At 37.0% G+C, this 24628-nt stretch carries 17 protein-coding genes; 12 read left to right on the top strand and 5 right to left on the bottom strand.

Annotation, left to right across the window (positions count from 1 at the left end; translation table 11 throughout):
• Positions 1-4: 4 nt before the first annotated feature.
• The 12 genes from BM121_RS06720 (at position 5) to BM121_RS06665 (ending at position 18389) form a co-directional block, all read left to right on the top strand.
• Positions 5-1366: an alpha-L-fucosidase gene (locus tag BM121_RS06720; RefSeq protein WP_091482641.1), complete on the top strand. Its 1362-nt coding sequence runs from the start codon at positions 5-7 to the stop codon at positions 1364-1366.
• Positions 1367-1439: 73 nt separating this feature from the next.
• Positions 1440-3665: a glycoside hydrolase family 3 N-terminal domain-containing protein gene (locus tag BM121_RS06715; protein WP_091483159.1), complete on the top strand. Its 2226-nt coding sequence runs from the start codon at positions 1440-1442 to the stop codon at positions 3663-3665.
• A 12-nt stretch (positions 3666-3677) separates the two neighbouring features.
• On the top strand, positions 3678-6824 hold the full coding sequence (locus BM121_RS06710; RefSeq protein ID WP_091482639.1) for an alpha-mannosidase: 3147 nt from the start codon (positions 3678-3680) through the stop codon (positions 6822-6824).
• Positions 6825-6830: 6 nt separating this feature from the next.
• Entirely contained in the window at positions 6831-7706 is an 876-nt protein-coding gene (locus BM121_RS06705) for a hypothetical protein (protein ID WP_091482638.1), read from the top strand.
• Between the two features lie 4 nt (positions 7707-7710).
• A complete protein-coding gene (locus tag BM121_RS06700) occupies positions 7711-8694 on the top strand; it encodes a Gfo/Idh/MocA family protein (RefSeq protein WP_091483158.1) in 984 nt (327 codons plus the stop codon).
• 15 nt (positions 8695-8709) lie between these two features.
• Complete coding sequence (locus tag BM121_RS06695; RefSeq protein WP_091482637.1) at positions 8710-9576, top strand: sugar phosphate isomerase/epimerase family protein; 867 nt, start codon at positions 8710-8712, stop codon at positions 9574-9576.
• Between the two features lie 12 nt (positions 9577-9588).
• On the top strand, positions 9589-10656 hold the full coding sequence (locus BM121_RS06690; RefSeq protein WP_091482635.1) for a Gfo/Idh/MocA family protein: 1068 nt from the start codon (positions 9589-9591) through the stop codon (positions 10654-10656).
• Between the two features lie 14 nt (positions 10657-10670).
• Positions 10671-13217: a beta-mannosidase gene (locus tag BM121_RS06685; protein WP_091482634.1), complete on the top strand. Its 2547-nt coding sequence runs from the start codon at positions 10671-10673 to the stop codon at positions 13215-13217.
• A 76-nt stretch (positions 13218-13293) separates the two neighbouring features.
• Positions 13294-14286: an asparaginase gene (locus BM121_RS06680; RefSeq protein ID WP_091482632.1), complete on the top strand. Its 993-nt coding sequence runs from the start codon at positions 13294-13296 to the stop codon at positions 14284-14286.
• A gap of 33 nt (positions 14287-14319) precedes the next feature.
• A complete protein-coding gene (locus tag BM121_RS06675; protein ID WP_091482631.1) occupies positions 14320-16317 on the top strand; it encodes an alpha-amylase family protein in 1998 nt (665 codons plus the stop codon).
• Positions 16318-16321: 4 nt separating this feature from the next.
• On the top strand, positions 16322-17692 hold the full coding sequence (locus tag BM121_RS06670) for a leucyl aminopeptidase family protein (protein WP_175495352.1): 1371 nt from the start codon (positions 16322-16324) through the stop codon (positions 17690-17692).
• 1 nt (position 17693) lies between these two features.
• Positions 17694-18389 (top strand): copper homeostasis protein CutC, encoded by a 696-nt coding sequence (locus BM121_RS06665; RefSeq protein ID WP_091482628.1) that lies wholly within the window; start codon positions 17694-17696, stop codon positions 18387-18389.
• 98 nt (positions 18390-18487) lie between these two features.
• Here BM121_RS06665 and cysC read toward each other — a convergent pair whose 3' ends face one another.
• From cysC to BM121_RS06640, 5 genes are all read right to left on the bottom strand, one after another.
• Positions 18488-19087: an adenylyl-sulfate kinase gene (gene cysC / locus BM121_RS06660; protein ID WP_091482627.1), complete on the bottom strand. Its 600-nt coding sequence runs from the start codon at positions 19085-19087 to the stop codon at positions 18488-18490.
• Entirely contained in the window at positions 19084-20271 is a 1188-nt protein-coding gene (sat, locus tag BM121_RS06655; protein WP_091482625.1) for a sulfate adenylyltransferase, read from the bottom strand. Before sat ends, cysC begins: the two co-directional genes overlap by 4 nt.
• A complete protein-coding gene (gene cysI / locus BM121_RS06650; protein ID WP_091482623.1) occupies positions 20271-21983 on the bottom strand; it encodes an assimilatory sulfite reductase (NADPH) hemoprotein subunit in 1713 nt (570 codons plus the stop codon). Before cysI ends, sat begins: the two co-directional genes overlap by 1 nt.
• 12 nt (positions 21984-21995) lie before the next feature.
• Entirely contained in the window at positions 21996-23792 is a 1797-nt protein-coding gene (locus tag BM121_RS06645) for an assimilatory sulfite reductase (NADPH) flavoprotein subunit (RefSeq protein WP_091482621.1), read from the bottom strand.
• A gap of 61 nt (positions 23793-23853) precedes the next feature.
• Positions 23854-24579: a phosphoadenylyl-sulfate reductase gene (locus BM121_RS06640; protein ID WP_091482619.1), complete on the bottom strand. Its 726-nt coding sequence runs from the start codon at positions 24577-24579 to the stop codon at positions 23854-23856.
• Between the last annotated feature and the right edge of the window lie 49 nt (positions 24580-24628).

The raw sequence follows: 24628 nt of genomic DNA, 5'->3' as shown, positions 1-24628 counted from the left end.
ACAGATGGAAAAAGAGCATGAAGTAGCAAGTGGTGTGCACAATTACAGTCCAGAACAGAGTTGGGTTAAACCAAATGATTCCATTTTATTAGAAAGATTAGAATGGTTTAAAGATCAAAAGTTAGCATTGATGATGCATTGGGGACCATATTCTCAGTTGGGGTTAGTAGAATCATGGGCTTTAAGTGATGAAGATGGTGAATGGTCTCGTGATGATATCGATTGGGAAGAAGATATGGAAGAATTTAAGAGGCAATATTTTGATTTAAACAAAACATTTAATCCAATTAGATTTCAACCAGATATATGGGCTGATCTTGCACATCAAGCTGGCTTTAAATATTTTATATTTACGACCAAACATCATGATGGCTTTTCCATGTGGGATACCAATGAAACAGACTATAGTATCACAGGAAAAGACTGTCCATTTCACACACATAAATATGCAGATGTTTGCCAAAATGTTTTTGATGCTTTTCGTGAGAAAGGAATAGCAATAGCAGCTTATTTTTCTAAAGCAGATTGGCATACGCCATATTATTGGGCGCCAGGAATGGAAAGAAAAAATTATATGTGGAGAGGACCATCTTATGATCCGAAACACTATCCATGGATGTGGGAAAAGTTTATATCATTCACACATAATCAAATAATGGAATTAATGACGAAATACGGAAGAATAGACATTCTGTGGCTAGATGCAGGTTGGGTAGGTAAGCGCAACCAAGATATCAGGCTTGGTGAGGTGGTAGAAAATGCTCGACAACATCAGCCTTGGTTGTTAACTGCGGATCGAACAGTAGGAGGCTTATATGAGAACTATATTACACCGGAGCAAACAATTCCGGATCAGCCTATTGATGTACCTTGGGAAAGTTGTATAACAATTGGGACTTCCTTTTCATTTAAATTTGAAGATGAATATAAATCTTTAAGAGAGATCATTCACACACTTATCGAAATAGTAGCTAAGGGTGGAAATTTGGCTTTAAATGTTCCTCCTCAACCAGATGGTCGACTTCCAAGAAAAGCTTGTGAACTAATGAAGGATATGGGAGAGTGGATGGGATTATATGGGGAGTCAATATATGGAACAAGAATGGTTGCCCCGTATTATACAGACAATTACGGCTTTACCACTAAGGATAATTATGTATATTGCTTCCGTTTATATCAAGATAAAGATCATTCTTATCAAGATAAAGAAATAGTTATTCCTTATTTCGGGGAAGTAGAACGTATCGACATGCTTAATGTTTGCGATTCGCTGGAATTCTATCAAGGAAAAAAAGGATTAACGGTGAAAATCCCTCCCGTGGAAGGTGAACATACACCAATTGCTCATGTTTTTAAATTTTCGTAAAAAATTACACTTTTATTTAATGATGGGAGGTTAAAAATTGCTAGAGAAACAAGTCGATGATTTGGTAAAACAAATGACTTTAGAAGAAAAGGTAGGACAGTTAAACCAAAAGTTATATGGTTGGCAAGTATATAGAAAAATTGGAAACCAATACGAATTAACCGAGACGTTTAAACAACATGTTCAAAAGTTCCAAGGAATTGGGGCTTTATACGGTTTGTTTAGAGCTGACCCTTGGTCTGGTATACATTTCGAAAATGGCATTCCTTTAGAGGATTCTATACATGTTACAAATATGATTCAGGATTATCTAAAGGAACATACTAGACTTGGGATTCCGACACTTTTTTCTGAAGAATGCCCCCATGGTCATCAAGCATTGGACAGCACAGTTTTTCCTACCCATTTAGGGTCTGGTGCTACATGGAATACGGACTTACAAACATCGGTGTCTGAATATATAGCATTAGAATTAATGGAGAGGGGTGTGCATTTAGGATTGGTTTCCACATTGGATATTGCGCGAGATCCCAGGTGGGGGAGAACGGAGGAGTGTTTCAGTGAAGATCCTTATTTAGCTGCCCGTATGACTAAGGCTGTAGTTAAAGGTATGCAAGGAGATAATAAAGAGGCCCCTAATGTTATTGCTGTTCTAAAACATTTTGCCGCACAAGGAGCTGCTGTTGGTGGACATAATGCTGGTCCTGCATTAATCGGTGAAAGGGAATTAAGAGAAATTTACCTACCACCCATGAAGGCGGGAGTTAGATCCGGGGCGTTAGCGTGTATGGCAGCCTATAATGAGATTGATGGAATTCCATGTCATTCAAATCGAAAATTATTAACGGGTATACTTCGTGAAGAATGGAGTTTTAACGGTATTGTGATGGCAGATGGAACAGCATTGGACCGATTACTTTTACTCACTGGCGATAAAGAGTTGGCTGCAGCTTATGCTTTAAACGCAGGTGTGGATTTAAGCTTGTGGGACGATATTTATACACAAATTGAAGTAGCTGTTATGAATGGAAAAATAAAAGAATCGGTAGTAGATAAAGCAGTTAAACGTGTGTTGTATGTGAAATTTTTGTTAGGACTATTTTCAGAAAAAGTTAACAAACAAAAGTGCGCTTCGGTCAGTAGAAAAGAAGGTAAAACATTAAATTTAGAAATGGCAAGACAATCTATCACACTTTTAAAAAATAAACATCATTTACTGCCTTTAAGCAAAACGAATAAAACAGTAGCCGTTATAGGCCCTAATGCAGACAATGTTTATAATTTATTAGGAGATTATACAGCTCCACAAAGAAAAGAATCGGTTGTAACGATAAAGCAAGGGATTAGTGAAATTGTTGAGGAAGGTTGTGAAATTCTTTATACCAAGGGATGTAGAATTCGATCAACAGATATGTCAGATTTTAATAATGCAAAAACAATAGCTAGTAAAGCGGATGTTGTTATTTTAGCATTAGGTGGATCAAGCGCAAGAGAGTTTGGTATGGAATTTCAGGATAACGGAGCGGTGATCGACTATGATCAAGCTGAAATGGATTGTGGTGAGAATATCGATGTAGCAAATTTAGATTTAGGTGGTGTTCAGAAAGAATTAGTTCAAGAGTTAGCCTCCTTAAATACTCCTATGATAGGGGTGTTAATCCAAGGACGGCCATATAGTTTGAAAGATATTGAACCATATTTAGATGCGATATTAATAGGATGGTATCCTGGTCAACTAGGTGGTCAAGCGATAGCGGAAGTCATATTTGGTGATGTGAATCCGAGTGGAAAACTGCCGGTATCTATTCCATATTCGGCAGATCAATTACCAGTATATTATAATGCCAAAAATAGTGGGGCAAAAAGCGATTACTACGATGAAGTAGGTCATGCCATGTACAGTTTTGGCTACGGTTTATCGTATAGTTTGTTTCCGTGCGAATTTTCAACAAAAGAACATGAGACAATTAGTATCCATTCGTTAACAAATGGTGAACGTCTCCATGTATCAGTCGATGTTTCCAACACAGGGGCATATGATGGTTTTGCTGTCGTACAATTATACATTCAAGACTTAGAAGCATCTGTTACGCAAAGAATAAAAGAATTAAAAGCATTTAAGAAAATATGGATACCTGCTGGAGAGACGAAAAACGTGAGATTACAATTAGGTTTTGAAGAACTAGCTATTTGGGATTTAGAAATGAATCAAGTAGTTGAGCCAGGAAATGTAATGTTAATGATAGGTGAATCATCCGACCAATTGGATGAGAAAAAATTAGTGATTCATGAAGAATAGTGAGGGATTGTCATGAAAAGAATTCATCGTTTGATTCGATTACTAAGAAATAACCAATATATTGCAACGAAAACGATCAATAATTGGGAAATGAATTTATTTAAGTATGAAGGCCCTGAGAATTATCAACCCTTAGAGCAAGAGAATTCACCCGAAACAGCCGATATCGGGGGACCATTGATTGAGTCTGGAGTAACTGCTTTTTTAAATAATCACATAGAAATCCCGAATGATTGGTCTTCCAAAGACATCGGTATCATATTTAAAGCGGGAGGTCCTGGTGGCATTTCATCTCATTATGAAGCATTAATGAATATTAATGGAGAGCCGATTCAAGGTTTTGATCGCAACCGTTCCTTTTGTTTCTTGGCAGAACATATACTAGACAGAAGTATATTAAATATTGAAATAGAACTATTTAACCCTGTTGGTATTCCAGAAGATTCTTTACGAGGCTTTAACCAAGTAGCAAGTGCGGAAACAGCACCACCTTCTATATTTTTAGAGGACAGTGCCTTGGTATTAGTTAATAGAGCAGTGGAAAGCTTTGTCTATACATTGCAAACCGCCTGCAATACATTAGCTTTAATACCTGAATCAGATACTCGTTACTCCATACTTTATAAAAGATTAGAAGATCTGGCGAATGAATGGAAAATACCTGATAAGAAAAATTTGATGAATCAAAAGGAGTTGCTCAAACAAGAACAGAGCATTCAATCACTATTAAAAGAGATTTCTGGCTACCGTGAAGGAACTATTCGAGCTATTGGTCAATCACATATAGATGTTGCATGGTTATGGCCTTTAAAAGAAACGATTCGTAAAGCATCAAGGACTTTTTCAACAGCCTGCACATTGCTGGATGAATATGAGGAGTTTGAGTATGCCCAAAGCCAACCGCAATTATTTGAATATCTAAAAAATTATTATCCTAAAATATATGAACGAGTCAAACAACAAATAAAAGCAGGACGTTTTGAAATTATCGGTGGCATGTGGGTGGAACCAGATTTGAATATTCCATCAGGTGAATCATTGGTAAGACAGCTATTATATGGCAAGCAATATTTTAAAGAAGAATTTGGAGAAGAACCTAAAGTGGAATGGTTACCAGATACATTCGGTTATTGTGCATCTTTACCTCAGATTCTAAAAAAAGCTGATACGGAGTATTTTATGACGACGAAGTTAAATTGGAATGATACCAATCGTTTCCCCTATGATTTATTTCATTGGGAAGGTATTGATGGTACAACCATTTTATCTTATTTACATACTATCTTGGGTCAACAAACAAATCCAAAGGATATAAAAGAGACATGGAATGATTTTAATCAGAAGAATGACCATAACGAAAGAATGTTGGTGTACGGTTATGGTGATGGTGGAGGTGGTGTTACAAGAGAAATGATCGAACAAGTTAAACGGTCAAAATCATTACCAGGTCTGCCTAATGTGAAGTTTAGTAAGGTACATGACTTCTTTGGACACATTAGTCAGCAAAAGCCAGCATTGCCAAAATGGTATGGTGATTTGTATTTAGAACTCCATAGAGGAACCTATACTACGCATGCAAAAACAAAAAAATATAACCGGCAAGTTGAATCTTTACTTCGAAATGTGGAGATATGGCATTCATTTGTTCATCTGCTAATAGGAACTGATTACCCTGCTCAAAGAATAAAGAAACTTTGGAAATTAATACTGTTGAATCAGTTTCATGATATTGTTCCTGGTACATCAATTGAACCAGTATATGAGCTATCAGATCAACAATATCAAGAAGTTATGTCTGAAGGTGAATCTTTGCAAAGAGAAGCAATTGAGCAAATCAAAAGTCGTGTAGATACGAATGGCCCCGGTGAACCACTAATTATATTCAATAGTTTGGGATGGGATAGGGATCGTCTTATTAAAGTGAATGGCGATCAAGATCTATTATCAAAAACAATAGTAGATGAAGAAGGGAATCCTTATCCAAAAGAATATGTAAGGGTTGATAATTCAACCATTGAATTACATGCTTTTATTTCGAATGTACCACAATTTGGCTATAAAACAGTTTGGGTACAGGAGGAGGAAGGGAATATATTAGCATCTTCCCAGTCATTGAATGGCAAGTGGGAAACGGTTAACTACATCGTAGAATTTACTGAACAAGGCTTCATCTCACGATTGTATGATAAACAGTGTGATAAAGAGATTATTCAATCCGGGGAGGTCGCTAATGAACTACAATTATTTGATGATCTTCCTACAGACTGGGACGCCTGGGATATAGATCCGAATTTTGCTTCTCAGAAGATTGATAATATGAAGTTGCTTGAGGAGACTGTTCATTACACAAGTAACTTAACAGATGAATTACATTTTAAATGGAAGTTAAATGAATCTATTATTACACAAAAGATTATATTTCACCATTATTCTAAGTTAATTGATTTCGAAACAGAAGTAGATTGGAAGGAAACGAATAAATTGTTAAAAGTGGCCTTTCCAGTTAATGTTTATTCGTCACAGGCAACTTATGAAATACCTTTTGGAACGATCGACCGTCCGACACATAATAATACGACATGGGAGCAAGCCCAATATGAAGTTTGTGGTCAACGATGGGCAGATTTATCAGAAGGAACCTATGGTGTCAGCCTTTTAAATGATAGTAAATATGGATATGATATCAAAGGTCAAAATATCAGGTTATCTTTATTGAGATCGCCGAAATGGCCTGATCAGAGTGCAGATACTCACCGACATCAGTTCGTCTATTCTTTATATCCGCATCAAGGTGATTGGAAAGCAGCAGACACAGTCAAAAAAGGCCATGAGTTAAATACGAGAGACCTTATATCTCCTGCGAAAACATCTCAAGGTAACTTATTAAATTCTTCATCGTTTATAAGAATAGAAAGCGAAAGCGCTATATTGGATGCCGTTAAATTGGCTGAAAATGAAAAGGGACTTATTGTACGGTTATACGAGGCAGAAGGAAGCGAGGTGTCAACAACAGTGACATTACCAGAAAAAGTTGTATTCCAGGAAACTAATCTGCTTGAAAAAACTATCGATCATTCATTAGTAAGTACGGATAGCTATAAAATGAAATTAAAGCCGTATGAAATTTGCACATATCAAATTAGATCTGAGAAAGGGTGAAGTGTAATGAAAGTTACTTTGATTGGTAATGAATCAGAATTAAGTAAACATTTATCGTTTTGGGAATCCATTCCTGCAGTACAAGTCGAACAATCGATAGTAGTCAATGAAGATAACTTAGATTCATTACCTTCTTTCAGTTATCAGTCAGAATTGATCGATGTATGTGCATCGACAGAATGGAAGCCTTTCATTTTAAAGAGACTAGGACGGAAAATTCCTATTATCGTGGAATCACCTATCGCATCAAGCATAAGAGAAACAAAACATCTATTAAACTTTATTAAAGAAGAGCAAATGATGATTCGAATCGTCAATCCGTTGATGACTTCACCTGAATGGATGAATTTAAATCAAAGATTCACAACGCATCAACTAGGTAATAGTGGTGTCAATCGTATATCTTCTAAGTCAGAAGTAGTACCAGGTGATGATAGATTTTTAGAACAGGAACTACATGTAATCGATTGGATCTATCGAACATTTGGTGATTTTAACACTATTTTTGCAAAGAAAGTGGACAGTCGTTATATGACGGTGCATATCAGGCATAAGGATAATAGTTTCACCCATTTAGAATTGGCGCGTGGGTTTGGCAAAGAGGAATTAAATATCGAACTTGCCGGTTCTAAGGGAATGCTTACCCATAAAAGTAATGAAACAAATCCAATCAGTATCGCAAAAATTGATATGAGCAAACGGAAGGTTAACCCAATTGGAACATCACTGATTCAGCGCCAGTTGGAAGATGTACATCACATTTTAACGAAAGATCACCATTCATTTAATAATATCACAGAAGTTACCGAAACCATTGATTTTATCGAAGCTATTGAATCATCGTTTAATCAAGCTATTCCTGTTACAAAAGGAGGGGCGTAAAATGTTGAAAGTAGGAATCATTAGTTTTGCACATATGCATGCATTAAGTTATGCAAATGCTCTAAAGAAAAATAATAGTGCCTCCCTGGAATGTGTCTGGGATGACGATCAACAAAGAGGAATAGATATGGCAAAGACCTTTCATGCATCATTTTATACAGATTTGGATGAGATGCTACAAACAGACTTAGACGCTGTCATTGTTTGTTCTGAAAATGCAAATCACAAAGATCATGTTGTGACAGCTGCCAATTACAAAAAGCATATATTATGCGAAAAACCGATTGCAACAGAAATAAATGATGCGCTTGAAATGATAGATGCATGTAATCAAAATAATGTCATTTTACAGGTAGCCTTCCCTGTTCGTTTTGCTCCTGTGATTCAAGAAGTCCAAAGATTGGTCAACGAAAAAGAAATCGGCAGCATTTTAGCGATCAATACAACGAATCATGGACAAATGCCAGGAGGATGGTTTGTGGATCCAAAACTATCAGGTGGAGGGTGTGCTACCGACCACATCGTACATATTGTGGATACACTTCGCTGGATATTAAGAGATGAGGTAAAAAGCGTATATGCGGAATTTGATACAAGATTTTACGATATAGTGGTGGAAGATTGTGGCCATGTCATCTTGGAATTCGAATCGGGTATCGTTGTTACGATTGATCCAAGTTGGTCACGTCCAAAAACCTTTCCGATATGGGGAGACGTGACGCTAGAATTATTTGGAGATAAAGGGACAATAGCAGTCGATGCATTTAAACAGCATACAGTATTGTTTAACGACCGTGATAACAAGTTGGAAAATCTCGTTTGGTCAGATGATATGGATGAAGAATTAACGAAAGATTTTTTACAATGTGTAACGGAATCGCGACCACCTTTTATTTCAGGAGAAGATGGTTTGAGAACATTAGAAGTTGTAAAGGCAGCATATCAATCCAATCAACAAAAAAAGCCAATAACTTTAATTCATAACTAGAGGAGGTTCTTAAAAATGAAATTAGGGATGAGCTCATACAGTTTGGCAAATGCCATCCATAAAGGTGAAATGTCGATATTAGATGTCATTCAGTGGACAAAAGATCAGGGTGGAGAACATATTGAAATTGTTCCAATCGGCTATAGATTGACAGATAATCCGCAGTTGGTTGCAGACATAGTGAGTAAGGCTGGAGAAGTAGGAATAGACATTTCCAATTACGCCATTGGAGCGGATTTTTTGATAGGTGATGAGAAAGCGTTTCAAGCAGAAATTGAACGAGTAAAACAAGAAGTGGATATCGCGAATCAACTAGGTGTGCGAAGAATGAGACATGATATTTCATTTAAGCCACCAGAAGAGGCAGGCATCGAACAGTTTGACCATGATTTACCTCAAATTATCGAAGCTTGCCAGGAAATTGCTGACTATGCTAAACAATATCAGATTGTAACAAGTATCGAAAATCATGGTTTTTATATTCAAGCAAGTGATCGTATCAATCTAATTGTATCTCGTGTGAATCGTTCTAATTTTGGTCATACATTGGATACAGGAAATTTTCTGTGTGCTGATGAAGATCCAATAACAGCGGTCTATAAATGTATGGGCAATGCTACGATGGTGCATGTCAAAGATTTTTATATTCGTCCCCGATCATGGCATAACCCAGGAGAAGGCTGGTTTCCCTCAGCAGGTGGACAATATTTGCGCGGTGCTGTTACCGGACATGGGGACATTGAATTAGTGAGTGTTCTAAAAATGATAAAAGAGAGCGGATATGATGGATATGTATCGATTGAATTTGAAGGAATGGAAGAGTGTAGAAAAGCAAGTGGAATTTCATTGCAAAATGTTCGAAATATTTGGAATCAACTTTAAGGAGGTTAAAGAATGAGTAAAGTAAGGATCGGAATTGTTGGTTTAGGATCTATTTCTGAAATGCACATTCAAGGTTACTTAAAAAATCAAGATGTTCAATTGTTTGCGGTATGTGATGTAAATGAAGCTCGTGCTAAACAAACGGCAGAAGAATTTGGTGCGACACATTATTATACAGATTATCAAGAGATGTTGAGTAATAACGAAATAGATGCGGTAAGTATTTGTACGTGGAACAATACGCATGCTGAAATAGCCATCGCTGCACTAAATGCTGGGAAAAATGTGTTATTGGAAAAACCATTGTGTAAAACAGTGGAAGAAGCTTTAGCGATAGAAGAAGCTGTGAGAAACAATCCCAAACAATTTCTGCAAATAGGGTATGTAAGAAGGTTTGGTACCAATACACAAGTGTTAAAGCGCTTTATTGATAATGGTGAATTAGGTGATATCTATTTCTCCAAAGCTACCTGCTTACGAGTTTTAGGAAATCCAGGTGGTTGGTTTGCAGATAAAGAACGATCCGGAGGTGGACCTCTAATTGATATTGGCGTCCATGTTATTGACCTTTGCTGGTATTTAATGGGTAAACCAAAAGTAAAATCAGTTAGTGGTAATACGTATCAAAAATTAGGTAACCGTTCGAATGTAGAATATAAATCCTTTTATCAAGCAGCAGATTACGATGCCAAGCAAAATAGTGTGGAAGATTTGGCGAATGCAATTATTCGATTTGAAAATGGTGCTTCATTAATGGTCGATGTTAGTTTCTCATTACATGCGAAAAAAGAAGAATTACGTGTTAGTTTATATGGAGATAAAGGAGGAGCAGAAATTGAGCCTCAATTAGAAATCGTTTCAGAGAAAAATAATATCATTTTGAACAGTACGCCACAAATTGATCATCTAACATTCGATTTTGCACAAGGTTTTCAAAAAGAAATCGATCATTTTATTGACTGTGTAAATGGAAAAGGAGAAACGATAGCACCAGTAGAAGATGGTGTGGAAATGATGAAAATCTTAACGGGTGTATATAAATCAAGTGAAGAAAAAGCAGAGATTCATTTTGATTCATAACAGGAGGTATGCTGATGAGTAACATTAGGAAAACATCATTAGAAAATCAACATTGGTATTTCAAAGCTGCAGGAGAAAATGGTTGGAAATCAGCTACAGTTCCTGGGTGTGTGCATACTGATTTGTTAGAACATGGCATGATACCAGACCCTTTTGTAGGGAAAAATGAGCTGGATTTACAGTGGATTGATAAGCAAGATTGGGAATATCAAACTACTTTGTCATTTTCCTCAGACTGGTTACAAGAAGAAAGAATAGAGCTTACATTTGAAGGGTTAGATACATATGCATCTGTATATGTAAACGGTGAAAAGGTACTACAGGCGGACAATATGTTCAGGAGTTGGAAAGTTGATGTTAAATCACACTTGAAGGTAGGAGAGAATCAATTACTCGTCTATTTCCAGTCGCCGATACATCATGATATCGGCAAGCCCGATCAATTAGGTTATAACCTCCCAGCCGATAATGACCATTCTGAAGATGGAGGAGTTGGCAAGAAAAAATTAAGTGTATTTGCACGAAAGGCTCCCTATCATTATGGGTGGGACTGGGGGCCGCGTTTTGTAACAAGCGGTATTTGGAAAGGTGTTTATATAGAAGCATGGTCTGGTGCTAAGCTAATGGATGTTCATATGCAACAACAAGCTGTTTCATTCGAAAAAGCAGAAATTACTGCTGCCATAGAAATAGAGGCTACAAAAGAAACGGAAATAAAACTAGTTATTTCCGATCAACATGTGTTGAATATAAGTAAGCTTTGTAAATTAACAAAAGGATTCCAAGTAATTAAGGTTCCGATATTGATTAAAAACCCTCAATTATGGTGGAGCAATGGTTTAGGTAAGCCTTATTTGTATTGTTTTCAAGTAGATTTAAAGTTAAATGAGCAGATTCAGAGTACAAGAGTTGTAAAAACTGGACTTCGATCACTTCGCTTAGTAAGGGAAGATGATCGGAATGGTCAAAGTTTCTATTTTGAGTTAAATGGTGTGCCTGTATTTGCAAAAGGTGCAAATCATATTCCGAATGATAGTTTTCAAACGAGGACAACAAAAGAAAGCTATGAGCATGAAATCGCTACAGCAGCAGCTTCTAATATGAATATGCTTCGTGTGTGGGGTGGCGGTATCTATGAATATGACATTTTTTATGAATTGTGTGATGAATATGGGATGCTAGTTTGGCAAGACTTTATGTTTGCATGCAGTATGTATCCGGGTGACTTAGCATTTATTCATAATGTAAAACAAGAAGCGATTGATAATGTTAAACGATTACGAAATTATGCATGTATAGCATTATGGTGTGGAAATAATGAAATGGATGCTGCTTGGTCTGAATTTGAAGAAGAAGCTGGCTGGGGCTGGAAGCAAAGATATAATGGATCACAACGTGAAGAAATCTGGAAGGGATATGATGAAGTTTTTCATCATTTATTACCATCTGTTGTGGAAGAATATGACCTGAATACAGATTATTGGCCAAGTTCCCCGATGAAAGAATTATCCTATAATAAGGACCAGCATGCAACATTTGATACGGTTGAAAAAGGTGATATTCACTATTGGGATGTTTGGCATGGGTTAAAACCGATTGAAGCATATAAAGAAAAAGTAGGCCGATTTATGAGTGAGTATGGATTTCAATCTTTCCCAGAGAAAAAAACAGTTTTTACCTATGCGAAAGAAGGAGATTTAGCTCTCGAATCAGATGTTATGTTACATCATCAGAAAAATGGTGCAGGAAACCGACTGATTAAAAATTATATGGAAATGTACTATAAAGAACCGAAAGATTTTTCGTCTTTCCTGCATCTTAGTCATATTTTGCAAGCAGATGCAATTAAATCAGCGGTGGAAGCACACCGGTTAAACATGCCATATTGTATGGGAACGCTATATTGGCAATTGAATGATTGTTGGCCGGTTGCTTCATGGTCAAGTATGGACTATTACGGCAGATGGAAAGCTTTACAATATGTTATCAAAGACCGATTTAAAACAACCGCTTTAATAGTAGATCAAAATGAAGATAGCTTATCATTGTATGCGGTATCCGATCAATTACAGGATCAAGAAGCACAACTTTTGCTTCATGTATATGATTTAAATGGTCAGCTGATGCATCAAGAAACAAGCGATGTCTTTGTGAAACAAAATACTTCCAATACTATTTATGAATCGGATATCAAGTCGTTAGGAGTCGTAGGAAAGACTAATAATGTTGTCTTATTTGCTCAATTAACGGTGGATGGAAAGGTGATCGACAGTGTAGAGCATGTGATGGTAAAACCGAAAGATCTTTTATGGAGAGATCCTAAGATTCAATTATCTTATGTTGATGGTGGAATTGAATTAGAAAGTCAATCTTTTGCAATGAATGTCTGGCTGGAAGTAGATAAAGAAGGTTGTTTTGAAGATAATAACTTCTCCTTGATTCCAGGTATCAAAAAATATATTGCCTTTACAGATTCCGTGAATGGAAATATACATTTCACCAAGACCCAAGATATTACAGATGTCAAGGTTGTATCCATGTATGATCTTATTGTGCAATAGCTAAGAAAAAGGATGCATAAAAAATATGCATCCTTTTGTTCCACTAATAAGGAGAATGGAAGAGGAGATAAGAAATATGAATTTTCCTGTTATAGCAAAGGAGTTTAGAAATGGGAACGTAGAAAATATCCATCAAGGTGTTATTTGTGTACTAGATAAAAACAAAAAAGTAGTTTTTAAAAAAGGTGATATAACCCAACCCTTCTATTATCGTTCAGCTATGAAACCAATTCAAGCTATACCTGTATTTTCTAGTAACATAATAAATAAATATCAGCTGACAGGAGAGGAAACGGCTCTTTTTACAGCATCACAAAGGGGAGAAGATTATCACGAAAAAGCATTATCAAGTTTAGCAGAAAAGTTAGGTATAGAAGAAAAAAGACTGGTGTGTAATGAAAGTTATCCATTAAACGCAGCACCAAAGGAAAAATATATTGCATCTCATAAATCAAGAAGAAAATTACTGCATAACTGTGCGGGCAAGCATTTAGGATTTTTAGCGAATGCGAAGGAAAAAGACCTAAGTGTAGATAATTATCATGAAATGTCCCATCCATTACAGCAAGATGTGCTAGATTATGTATCTATATTATCAGAAACACCAAAAGATAGAATCATAACAGGTTTAGATGGATGTGGGGTGCCTGTACATGCTGTTCCACTACAAAACATGGCAATCTCATATTTGAAATTTGCAGATATTTTATTAATTAATAATGCGTCTTTACGTGTAACTGTTAATCAAATAACACAAGTGATGAATAATTTTCCAAACATTGTTGCATCACATCAATTTATTTGTTCTACGCTTTTAGAAGATCGTAATATCATAGCAAAAGGCGGTGCACAAGGTGTTTATTGTCTAGCTTTAAGAAAAGAAAAAATAAGTATTGCAATCAAAGTATTAAGTGGGACAGAACACCTTTGGCCGCTTCTAGTGGCAAAAATATTGGAGAAGTTTCAATACCAAAATAAAGCAACGATAGATCGTTTATATGCTTTGAAAGATATAAATATTTCCAATGACAGTGGGAAAATAGCAGGTCATACGGAGATATACCTGTAAATTATTATTGCATATCGTTTGGAGGGTGAGAGAGTGAGTAACCAAAAATACAGACAAGTTCATTTAGACTTTCATACTAGTGAATTTATTCCTGACGTCGCTCGTCAATTTGATAAACACGAATTCGCAAAAACATTAAAGGAATCATATGTTGATTCAATTACTTGTTTTGCCCGATGTCATCATGGTTGGTTATATTATCCATCGGAAAGTAGGCCAGATTTAATCCATCCTCAATTACAAAATAAAAATCTGTTATTGGAACAAATAGAAGCATGTCATGAACAAGGGATTAAAGTACCTATTTATACAACAGTACAATGGGATGGATACATTGCGAGAAAACATCCAGAGTGGCTGAGTGTTGATTGTGAAGGGAATTATCTTACCACACAGGAAGTACCGGAGCCGCATTTTTATTATACGATTTGTTTAAACAGTGATTATCGGCAATATTTTAAAGAACACTTGGTAGATATGATACAAGTTATTGGTGAAGGAAAGATTGATGGATTCTTTTTCGATATCCTGTTTGAAGTAGATTGTCATTGTAACCATTGCATTAAGCAAATGAAGGCTAGAGGCTATGATGTTAAACAGAAAGGCGAGCGTATGAAATATGCGACTGTCATGCTTAATGAATTTAAAAAAGAAATTACAACCATTTTACATCAACAGGTTCCTGATGCAGGTGTATTTTATAACGGTTCACATATTGGACCGAAAATAAAAGCAAGTTTAGATGACTATACACACTTAGAGATAGAGTCTCTTCCAAGTGGGGGATGGGGGTATGACCACTTTCCATCCACTGTGCGGTATGCGCGTAAGCTAGGGAAAGATATAATTGGAATGACAGGTAAATTCCATACGTATTGGGGAGATTTTCATTCATTAAAAAACCGAGCAGCATTAGAATTCGAATGTTTCCATATGTTTGCTTCGGGTGCAGGGATATCGATTGGAGATCAATTACATCCCAATGGGCAATTATCAACCGGTTCATATAAATTAATTGGATCTGTTTTTGAAAAAGTGGCGAAGATGGAGCCGTATTGTAAAGAAGCAGTAAACTTATCAGAGATTGCAGTACTCACACCTGAAGAACAAATGGTGGAAGAAGGTATCGTCCCTTCTTTGATCGGAACCGTTCGAATGCTGCAAGAGTTAACTTATCAATTTGATATTATCGATAGTAAGATGGATTTTAATGACTATCGCTTAATAATTTTGCCCGATCATATCAAATATCAGAAAGAATTAGAGGAAAAGTTAAAGTTGTATCAAAAAAATGGTGGTAAAATAATCGCTTCATATCGTTCATTGGCAAAAGAAAAGAAAGAGGAAATTTCACTATTAGGTGTGAAATGGTATGGAGATTCTCCTTATGATCGAGAATTTGTTTTACCAAATGAACAGATAGGTAAACAATTATACAAGGAAGAATATGTCATGTATAGTAAAGGTTCATTCATCAAGGCGACACAAGCAGATGTGTTAATGGAAACGGTCAAACCTTATTTTAACCGCGAAGGCAAAACGTTCTGCTCACATCAACATGCTCCATCTTCTAAAGAAATGGGACATCCTGCTGTCACTAAGTTAGGAAACGTCATTTATTTTTCCCATCCGATCTTTCATCTTTATCGGCAAAAAGCACCAATGTGGTGTAAACATATGCTACAAGATGCTATAGAAACTTTATTAGATGAGAAATTGATAAGACATAAAGGTCCGAGTAGCTTAATAGTGACTATGCAACGTAATCATCACCAAAACATAGATGCAATTCACTTGTTGCATTTTATAACAGAAAAAAAATCAGTAGACCTCTATACGATTGAGGACCGAATCCCATTGTACAATGTCATGATTAATGTATGGGTAGATGATAAAAAAGCATGCAATGTAACGAGTATCTCTACAGGTGACGAAATTCCATTTACCCAAGAAGGAAGCTATATTCAAATTAAGTTGGATAAATTAGATGGCCATGAGATGTGTGTTATCGAATATAGAAACGAGGTTTGATCATATGCAAGCTAAAATAAAATTTATTTATGATGAGAAAGATAGTACACCATATCCGTTTCTTCAAAGTGTAGAGCATTTTGGTGCAATTCAATTTGTATACGAGAACAGTCAACCATTATTTTTAGTTGGTCTTAAGGGTGAAGTGCACTCACTTGAGTTGATAAAAGTAATGGCAGGAAATGTGAGGAAAAAAGTAGAGGATTACCGAATTAATAAATTAGAGATCTCGTTAGATCTGCTCGCAGAACACATCAGCACTTTGAAAGCGGAAGACACGATTAAAGCTTTTTTTGAAGGATGGCATTTAGCAAGTTATCGTTTTGAGCATTATAAGTCAGAGTCACAGTTCATAGATATTGCTTTATTATATGAGGAAGGTTACAGACAGTTAGAAAAAGAGGCTTTAAAAGTGTCAGAAGCAGTTTGTATTGCAAGAGATTTATGTAATGAACCTGCTAGTAATTTAACGCCGACGAAATACGCTCAAAAAATAACTGATATATTTCGAGATACTATGGTCGATGTAACAATTCTTCACGAAGAAGACTTATGTAATCATGGTTTTCATGCAACTTATCAAGTTGGGAAAGGCAGTAATGCTTCCTCGAAAGTTTTACTTCTAACCTATCATAATCATGAGAACAATAAGATGGCTTTAGTTGGTAAAGGGGTAACGTTTGATACAGGCGGAATCAACTTGAAGCAAGCGAATGATATTGTCGATATGAAGATGGATATGGGTGGATCAGCAGCTGTTGCAGGTGCCATGAAATTAATAGAAACGATGAAATTACCAGTTCATTTGACAGCTATTATCCCATTAGTTGAAAATGTACCAAGTAGCACGTCTTATTTACCGTCAGATATTATCACCTACCAAAATGGTAAGACTGTAGAAGTCGGCAATACTGATGCTGAAGGTCGATTAATTTTAGCTGATGGATTGTTATACGCTCAAAATCATGGGGCAGAATGGATTGCTGATATAGCAACATTGACAGGTTCAATTGGTCATGCCTTAGGGTTAAAGGTGGCCGGTTTATTTAGTAATAAGCTAGAAAGCCTTGTGGAATATAAGCGTATTAGTCAAGAGACTGGAGATCATATTTGGCCAATGCCAATGGTAAAAGAATATGAAAGTCTTTTAAAAAGTGAAACAGCTGACATCAAAAATGTTACGAACACACCATTTGGTGGAGCGATAACAGCAGCAACATTTCTACATTCATTCATTGAAAAAGACATTAAGTGGTACCATATAGACATGGCTAATACAGTGAAAGCCTTCGAAGTTAGTGGCTATTATGTAGAAGGTGCTAGCGGTTTTGGTGTCCGGTTATTAACAGAACTAGTAAAGAAAGAAGTTGGATAACATGTTAATAGAAGCGATTGCACAAAACGTAACGGATGCATTAGAAGCAGAAAAAGCTGGTGTGGATCGCCTTGAACTAGTATCTTCAATAGAACAAGGTGGACTGACGCCGAACGTTCAAATCGTTAAAGAGATAATTGAACAAGTTTCACTTCCAGTTCAAGTCATGATTCGCCCGCACGCTAAAAACTTTTGTTACTCTGAACAGGACATTGAAGTGATAAAGCAATCGATAGAAAAAATGCTAGCTGTTGGTGCAACCAATTTTGTCTTTGGTGCATTAAATAAAAATGGTACTGTGAATGAGCAGTTATTGGATGATTTAATAGCAAACTATACACCTATTCGCTTTACATTTCACCGTGCCTTTGATGATTCACGTGATGTAATGGAAGCTTATCAAAGCTTAATGCAATATTCTGCTAACGTTGAACGGATCTTAACATCAGGTGGTAAAGTAGATAGTGTAGTAGGTAAAGATGTATTGAAAGAACTTGTGAAACAATCAAGAACTACCAATGGACCTGTTATTATGCCTGGTGCAGGCTTAAATGCAGACAACTTTATATCCTTACATCCATATATTCAAGCAGCTGAGTATCATTTTGGAAGAGGAGTTCGATTAAACGGATCATTTCAGGAATCATTCGATCATAAAAGCATTAAAAAAATAAAGTCAACAAAAAAAGACAGTTGATTGTTATCTCAACTGTCCTTTTTAATGAGTAGATGGCATTCAATAATGGTGGAATAAATAAGATTTAAAAAATAGAAGGGATAAAACCTTTCTATTTTTTAAATATATTGTTGATCTTTTAAAAAATCTAAAATCTCTGCTACTGCTTCTTCCACTGAATTATCTTCGGTATCAATCACTAACTCCGGCTTTTCTGGTTCTTCATATGGTGCATCAATACCAGTAAACCCTTTAATCTCACCTGCACGTGCTTTTTGGTAAAGTCCTTTAGGGTCGCGTGCTTCACAGCCTTCTAGACTGCATTTTACATAAACTTCGATAAAATCTCCATTAGCTAAAAGATTTCTTACATTATCACGATCTTCCCGGTATGGTGAAATAAAAGCGGTCAGTGTGATTAACCCTGCATCATTTAATAATTTTGCAACTTCTCCAATACGTCTAATATTTTCTTTGCGGTCTTCTGGACTAAATCCTAAGTTATTATTTAATCCATGACGGATATTATCACCATCTAACCGATAGGAGCGGATGCCTTTTTCAAACAATGCTTTTTCCAGTTCCACCGTAATCGTGGATTTACCTGATCCTGAAAGTCCGGTGAACCATAATACCGGACTTTGGTGGTTGTTTTGTTGGACACGATCTTGTTTGGCTACCACTGAATCATGCCACACGATGTTGTTGGTTTGTGTCATGCGTTCGAACCCCTTTGTAATCCTTTAATTAATACCTCAGCCACTTCCGGTCTTGAAAATTGTCGTGGTAAAGCTTCACCATTGCGAAGCTTTTCTCTTACTTTTGTTCCGCTTAAATGGACATGCTCGGATTTATCATGAGGGCACGTTTTCTGTGTAGCCATGTTCTCACATTTTTGGCAAAAGAAAGCATGCTCGAATTTAAAAATGTGTATACCAAGCTCTGCTTCATATTGTGAAATTAATTCTTGTGCTTCATACGTACCATAATAATCGCTGACACCGGCATGGTCACGACCGACAATAAAATGCGTACAGCCGTAATTTTTACGAACAATGGCATGTAAAATAGCCTCACGTGGTCCTGCATAACGCATTGCAGCTGGATAGATAACGAGTCTTGTTCGTTCTTTCGGATAATAATGCTTTAGAATGGCCTGGTAGCTTTCCATGCGAATGTCTGCCGGGATATCATCAGATTTTGTTTCACCAACCAAAGGATTCAATAATAGACCATCAACAGATTCCAATGCACATTTTTGGATATACTCATGGGCGCGATGGACAGGGTTTCTTGTTTGGAAGCCGACTACCGTTTTCCATCCCAAATCTTGAAAAAGTTGTCTTGTTTCTGAAGGATCGAGATGAAACTCCTTAAATTGATCATGTGTTGGACGGTTTAGTAAGGTGATAGGTCCAGCTAAATATACATTACCTTTTTCATAGAGCTTTTGGACACCAGGATGTGCATCTTCCGTTGTACCATAAACAGATTGTGCCTCTTTTACTTTGTCATAGGTGTACTTCTCCTCTAAATCTAGTGTTCCGTAAAGAACCCCATCTTCACCGTAAAGTGCGATCTTTTCACCAATGTCTAAGTTGTCTGCTTCCGCTTCTGTTACTGCTAGTGTAATGGGGACACTCCAAACCGTACCATCTGTCAGGTGTACATTTTCAACTACTCCTAGATAGTCTTTTTCACCGAGGAAACCGGTGAGTGGGCTAAATCCACCGATGCCTATTAGTTCCAAGTCTGAAATACTCCACGCATTGATTGTTAATGTTTTAAAAGTTTCTGCCTCTTTTAACAATGTTTCTCGCTCTGTACCTTTTACTTCACGATTGATTAATGTGCCACCATGTGCTTCGATCGTTTCTTGTGTTTGTTCTTTAATTTCTACCATTATAAAACTCCTTTCGTATCACGGTGAAAGTTTTGTCCATCATACACTTCATCTACATAGCCTTTACGAACGACAAAGTCTCCGAAATGTTCTTTATCTAAACGGTTATTCGCGTAATCATTAAAAATTTCTTTCAAGGTTGCCAGAATTTCTTCTTCACCTATATTTTCGCGGTAGAGCTGATTTAAACGATCACCAATAAAACTGCCGCCAAGATAAAAATTGTATTTTCCAGGAGCTTTGCCGATAAAGGCGATCTCAGCTAAGGCGGGGCGTGAACAACCATTTGGACATCCTGACATCCGGATTACAATCTCTTCATCCTGCAGACCTTCTGCGGCTAAAAGACCTTCCATTTTGTCGATGAGTGATGGTAAATAACGCTCGGATTCGGCCATTGCTAACCCGCAAGTAGGAAACGCCACGCATGCAATCGAATTTCGACGTAAGCCGGAATATTGTTTTCCTTCTGTGATACCATACATTTCGATAATTTCGCTAATTTTTTTCTTTTTCTGTGCCGTAACATTAGCAATTAATAGATTCTGATTTGGTGTTAAGCGAAACTCACCAGTATGAATATGGGCAATTTCACTAAGAGCTGTCATCAATTTATAATCATCAGCATCTTTTACTCTTCCGTTTTCGACAAATAGGGTTAGATGCCATCTGTTTTTTCCTTTCACCCAACCATATCTGTCGCCATTATGGTCGAAATGATAGTCTTTCGCTTCCTCAAGTTTCCAACCGAGACGATCAGCAAGCTCTTGTTTAAACCAATCAAAACCATGATGATCGATCGTATATTTAAATCTAGCATTCTTGCGGTCAGATCGATTGCCGTAATCCCGTTGAATCGTGACGATTTTTTCAGCAACATCAATCACATCTTCTTTATCACAGTATCCGGCAATTTTACCGAGTTGTGGATAGGTATTGGTATTACCATGTGTCGATCCCATACCGCCGCCAACTACGACATTAAAGCCCTTAACTTGATTGTCTTCTATAATGGCAATAAAACCAAGATCTTGAGAAAAAACGTCTACATCATTGGAAGGTGGTGCGGCAATACCAATTTTGAACTTTCTCGGTAAATATGTTTTACCGTAAATCGGCTCCACTTCCTCTTTTGAATCGATAACTTTCTCCTGATCTAACCATATTTCATGATAGGCACCTGTTTTTGGTGAAAGGTGATCACTGATTTTTTGTGCCCAATCTTGAATTTCTTGATGAATGTCTGACTGATAAGGGTTAGGGTTACACATTACATTACGATTGACATCCCCGCATGCGGCTATGGTTGTCATTAATGCTTCGTTGATCGTTTTCATGGTATCTTTTAAATTCCATTTCAATATGCCATGTAGTTGAAAAGCTTGACGGGTAGTCAACTTAATCGTCTGATCCCCATATTTTTGTGCTAAGTCATCGATAGCAAGCCATTGGTTTGATGTTGCGACACCCCCAGGAATAGCAACGCGAAGCATAAATTGATAGGCTGGTTCCAGTTTTTGTTTACGTCGTTCATCCCGAATGTCGCGATCATCCTGTTGATAACTTCCATGGAATTTCAGCAATTTAGTATCATCATCTGATATCGATGCGGTTATTGGGTCTTGTAACCCTTCTTGAATCGTTCCTCTTAAATAACGGCTTTCTTCTTTTAGCTTTTCAGCCGGGTCTAGTTTATTTGGATCGTTTACCATTTTTGTTCCCCCTTAATATACATCACGTTGATATCTTTTTTCCTGTTTTAATTTATTGACATACTCTGTTGCAGCCTCTTCGCTAAGGTTTCCTTGTTGACTAATAATAGTGACGAAAGCTTCGTGGACATCCTTTGCCATTCGTTTTTCATCCCCGCAAACATAAAGATGGGCACCAGCTTCGATCCACTCGAATAATTCTTTTGCTTTTTCTTGCATGCGATGCTGTACATATACCTTTTGCTCGTTATCTCTTGAGAAGGCAACATCCATTTTGGACAGGTACCCTTGCTTTAACCAATTTTGCCAATCCACTTGATACAAAAAGTCAGTGCGGAAATGCTGGTCACCAAAGAAGACCCATGTTTTCCCTTTTAATTCAAGTTCTTCCCGTTCTTCAATATATCCTCTGAACGGTGCTATCCCTGTACCAGGTCCAATCATAATGACTGGTGTTTCTTCATCCATTGGAAATTTAAAGTTCGGATTTTTGTGGACGTAGACATTGAGCTGATCACCTGGTTTAATTCTGTCGGCAATTTCTCCTGTACATACGCCACTTCGGTCACGACCATGTGTGTGATATCTTACAGTAGCCAGTGTTAAATGAACTTCATCAGGATTTGCTTGATAACTGCTAGAAATCGAGTATTGTCTGGCAGGTATTTTTCTTAAAAAGTGCATAATCGATGTTGGATCCAGCTGTTTTGGTGGATAGTCAATAATCAAATCTAGTAGATCTCGACCATCTATATAGGTTTTTGCTTTTTCAGAATCTGCTACTAATTCATGTAATTTTTCATTATCAAAATAAGTGCTTGCTTTTTCTAGTAATCCTTTAGTTAGCCTGGTAATTTCGAAAATTGAAGTTAAGGCTTCCTGGACGGATCGAATTTCACCTTGTTTATTAATTGGTATAGTTTGTTCTGCATTCCATTGAAATTCTTTTATAATCGCTTGGACTAAGGCAGGGTCATTCTTCGGATAAATTGCTAAACAATCTCCGGGTTCATAATGGAGATTAGACCCTTCCAATGAGATTTCGATGTGCCTTGTTTCTTTATTCGATCCTTTGCCGGTAAGGATGATATTATCTAATACTTCTGCAGTATAAGGATTGCTCTTGGAATAAATCGGCTGTTCTGCAGGTGTTGGATTGGTAGCTGTTGTATCTGGAGTATTTCCGGCATCTTTTTTCAGAATGGCAAGCACCTCTGTTATCCATTCTTCGGCAAGTTCTTCATAATCGACGTCGCAGTCAACACGAGGGTGAATTCTGGTAGCACCCAATTCTTCCAAACGTTTATCAAAATCCTTACCAGTTTGACAGAAGTGTTCATAAGACTCATCGCCCAACGACAAAACGGAGAAGTTAACATTTTCAAGTTTTGGAGCCTTGCGACTGTGTAAGAATTCATGAAATTGAATCGCATTGTCAGGTGGATCCCCTTCACCATGTGTTGCCGTGATGATGAGTAAATCTTCTACTTCTTTTAGTTTTTTAGGCTTGAAATCATCCATGCTCGAGATGGTTACATCTCTTTGAAGGTCCTTTAGTTGCTTGGAAAGCTGTTCTGATAGTGCCTGACCATTCCCAGTTTCCGATCCGTATAGAATGGTTACGGTTCGCGTAGCTATTTGTTCAGGTGCTGACTTTTCAATCGTTGTAACGTTTTGGGATGATGATTGGGAAGCCGCTAAATAACCAGCAAGCCAATTTTTTTGTGCATCTGTTAATGTCGGTAAAATTTGATTTAATATTTCCGTCTGTTTTTCATCAAACGGACTATTTACGACTTGTAATGTCAACGTATTCACCTCTTTTAATTAATCCGATAGTTTTACTTTGTATTTGATAATAAAAAAATGATTACTTTGTTTGTGGGGTAGCATGCAGCCCGCATTCGGTTTTTTGAAAGTTAGCCCACCTTCCTGAACGTTCGTTATCAGTATCAGTAACTTGTGTAGTACATGGGATACAGCCGATACTAGGATAATTTTGATCATGTAGTTTATTATAAGGTAAATGATGTTGTTCAATATATTCCCATACATCATCCCAAGACCAATAAATTAGTGGACAAATTTTAATGGATTGGAAACGGTCATCCTTGTTAATAAAGTTGGTGTTGGCTCTCGTCGGAGATTGTGCTCTTCTTAACCCCGAAATCCAAGCAGTTGCTCCACTAAGTGCGTCTTCCAATGGTTTTACTTTCCTAATATAACAACATTGGTCAGGATTTCTGCTCCATAATGCTGATCCATACTGTTCTCGTTGTTCATCAACAGTAAGGGAAGGCTTCTGCATCACGATATCTAATAAAGGATAACGTTCTTTGACCTCATCAATCAGGTCATAGGTTTCTTGAAAATGCAAACCAGTGTCTAAAAATACTAATTTAGCACTTGGTTGGACAGTTGCAATTAAATCGATTAAAACCATACTTTCTGCCCCAAAACTACAGGCGTAGACTAAAGATTCACCATACGTTTGATAAGCCCAATCAAGGATTTCCTGAGCTCCTTTTGTAGGATCTTGTTGGTCAGGAGTCTTATTGTTCAACGGGCTGTCATAAAAATTTTCATAAGTCAGCATTTGTTGCTTCCTCCTCGTTAAAAAACCTTCTTATCGTGTGATAAGAAGG

The sequence above is a fragment of the Gracilibacillus orientalis genome, assembly GCF_900114645.1.
Lineage (GTDB): Bacteria > Bacillota > Bacilli > Bacillales > Amphibacillaceae > Gracilibacillus > Gracilibacillus orientalis.
This window is presented reverse-complemented; position numbering and strand designations above follow the sequence as displayed.

What these genes read in the sequence shown, in the direction of transcription:
- sat (WP_091482625.1), bottom strand. Translation starts at nt 20,271, where the DNA reads ATGGTAGAAATTAAAGAACAAACACAAGAAACGATCGAAGCACATGGT.
- BM121_RS06695 (WP_091482637.1), top strand. Translation starts at nt 8,710, where the DNA reads ATGAAATTAGGGATGAGCTCATACAGTTTGGCAAATGCCATCCATAAA.
- BM121_RS06705 (WP_091482638.1), top strand. Translation starts at nt 6,831, where the DNA reads ATGAAAGTTACTTTGATTGGTAATGAATCAGAATTAAGTAAACATTTA.
- BM121_RS06670 (WP_175495352.1), top strand. Translation starts at nt 16,322, where the DNA reads ATGCAAGCTAAAATAAAATTTATTTATGATGAGAAAGATAGTACACCA.
- BM121_RS06715 (WP_091483159.1), top strand. Translation starts at nt 1,440, where the DNA reads ATGACTTTAGAAGAAAAGGTAGGACAGTTAAACCAAAAGTTATATGGT.
- BM121_RS06720 (WP_091482641.1), top strand. Translation starts at nt 5, where the DNA reads ATGGAAAAAGAGCATGAAGTAGCAAGTGGTGTGCACAATTACAGTCCA.
- cysI (WP_091482623.1), bottom strand. Translation starts at nt 21,983, where the DNA reads ATGGTAAACGATCCAAATAAACTAGACCCGGCTGAAAAGCTAAAAGAA.
- BM121_RS06710 (WP_091482639.1), top strand. Translation starts at nt 3,678, where the DNA reads ATGAAAAGAATTCATCGTTTGATTCGATTACTAAGAAATAACCAATAT.
- BM121_RS06680 (WP_091482632.1), top strand. Translation starts at nt 13,294, where the DNA reads ATGAATTTTCCTGTTATAGCAAAGGAGTTTAGAAATGGGAACGTAGAA.
- BM121_RS06640 (WP_091482619.1), bottom strand. Translation starts at nt 24,579, where the DNA reads ATGCTGACTTATGAAAATTTTTATGACAGCCCGTTGAACAATAAGACT.
- BM121_RS06690 (WP_091482635.1), top strand. Translation starts at nt 9,589, where the DNA reads ATGAGTAAAGTAAGGATCGGAATTGTTGGTTTAGGATCTATTTCTGAA.
- cysC (WP_091482627.1), bottom strand. Translation starts at nt 19,087, where the DNA reads ATGACACAAACCAACAACATCGTGTGGCATGATTCAGTGGTAGCCAAA.
- BM121_RS06665 (WP_091482628.1), top strand. Translation starts at nt 17,694, where the DNA reads ATGTTAATAGAAGCGATTGCACAAAACGTAACGGATGCATTAGAAGCA.
- BM121_RS06685 (WP_091482634.1), top strand. Translation starts at nt 10,671, where the DNA reads ATGAGTAACATTAGGAAAACATCATTAGAAAATCAACATTGGTATTTC.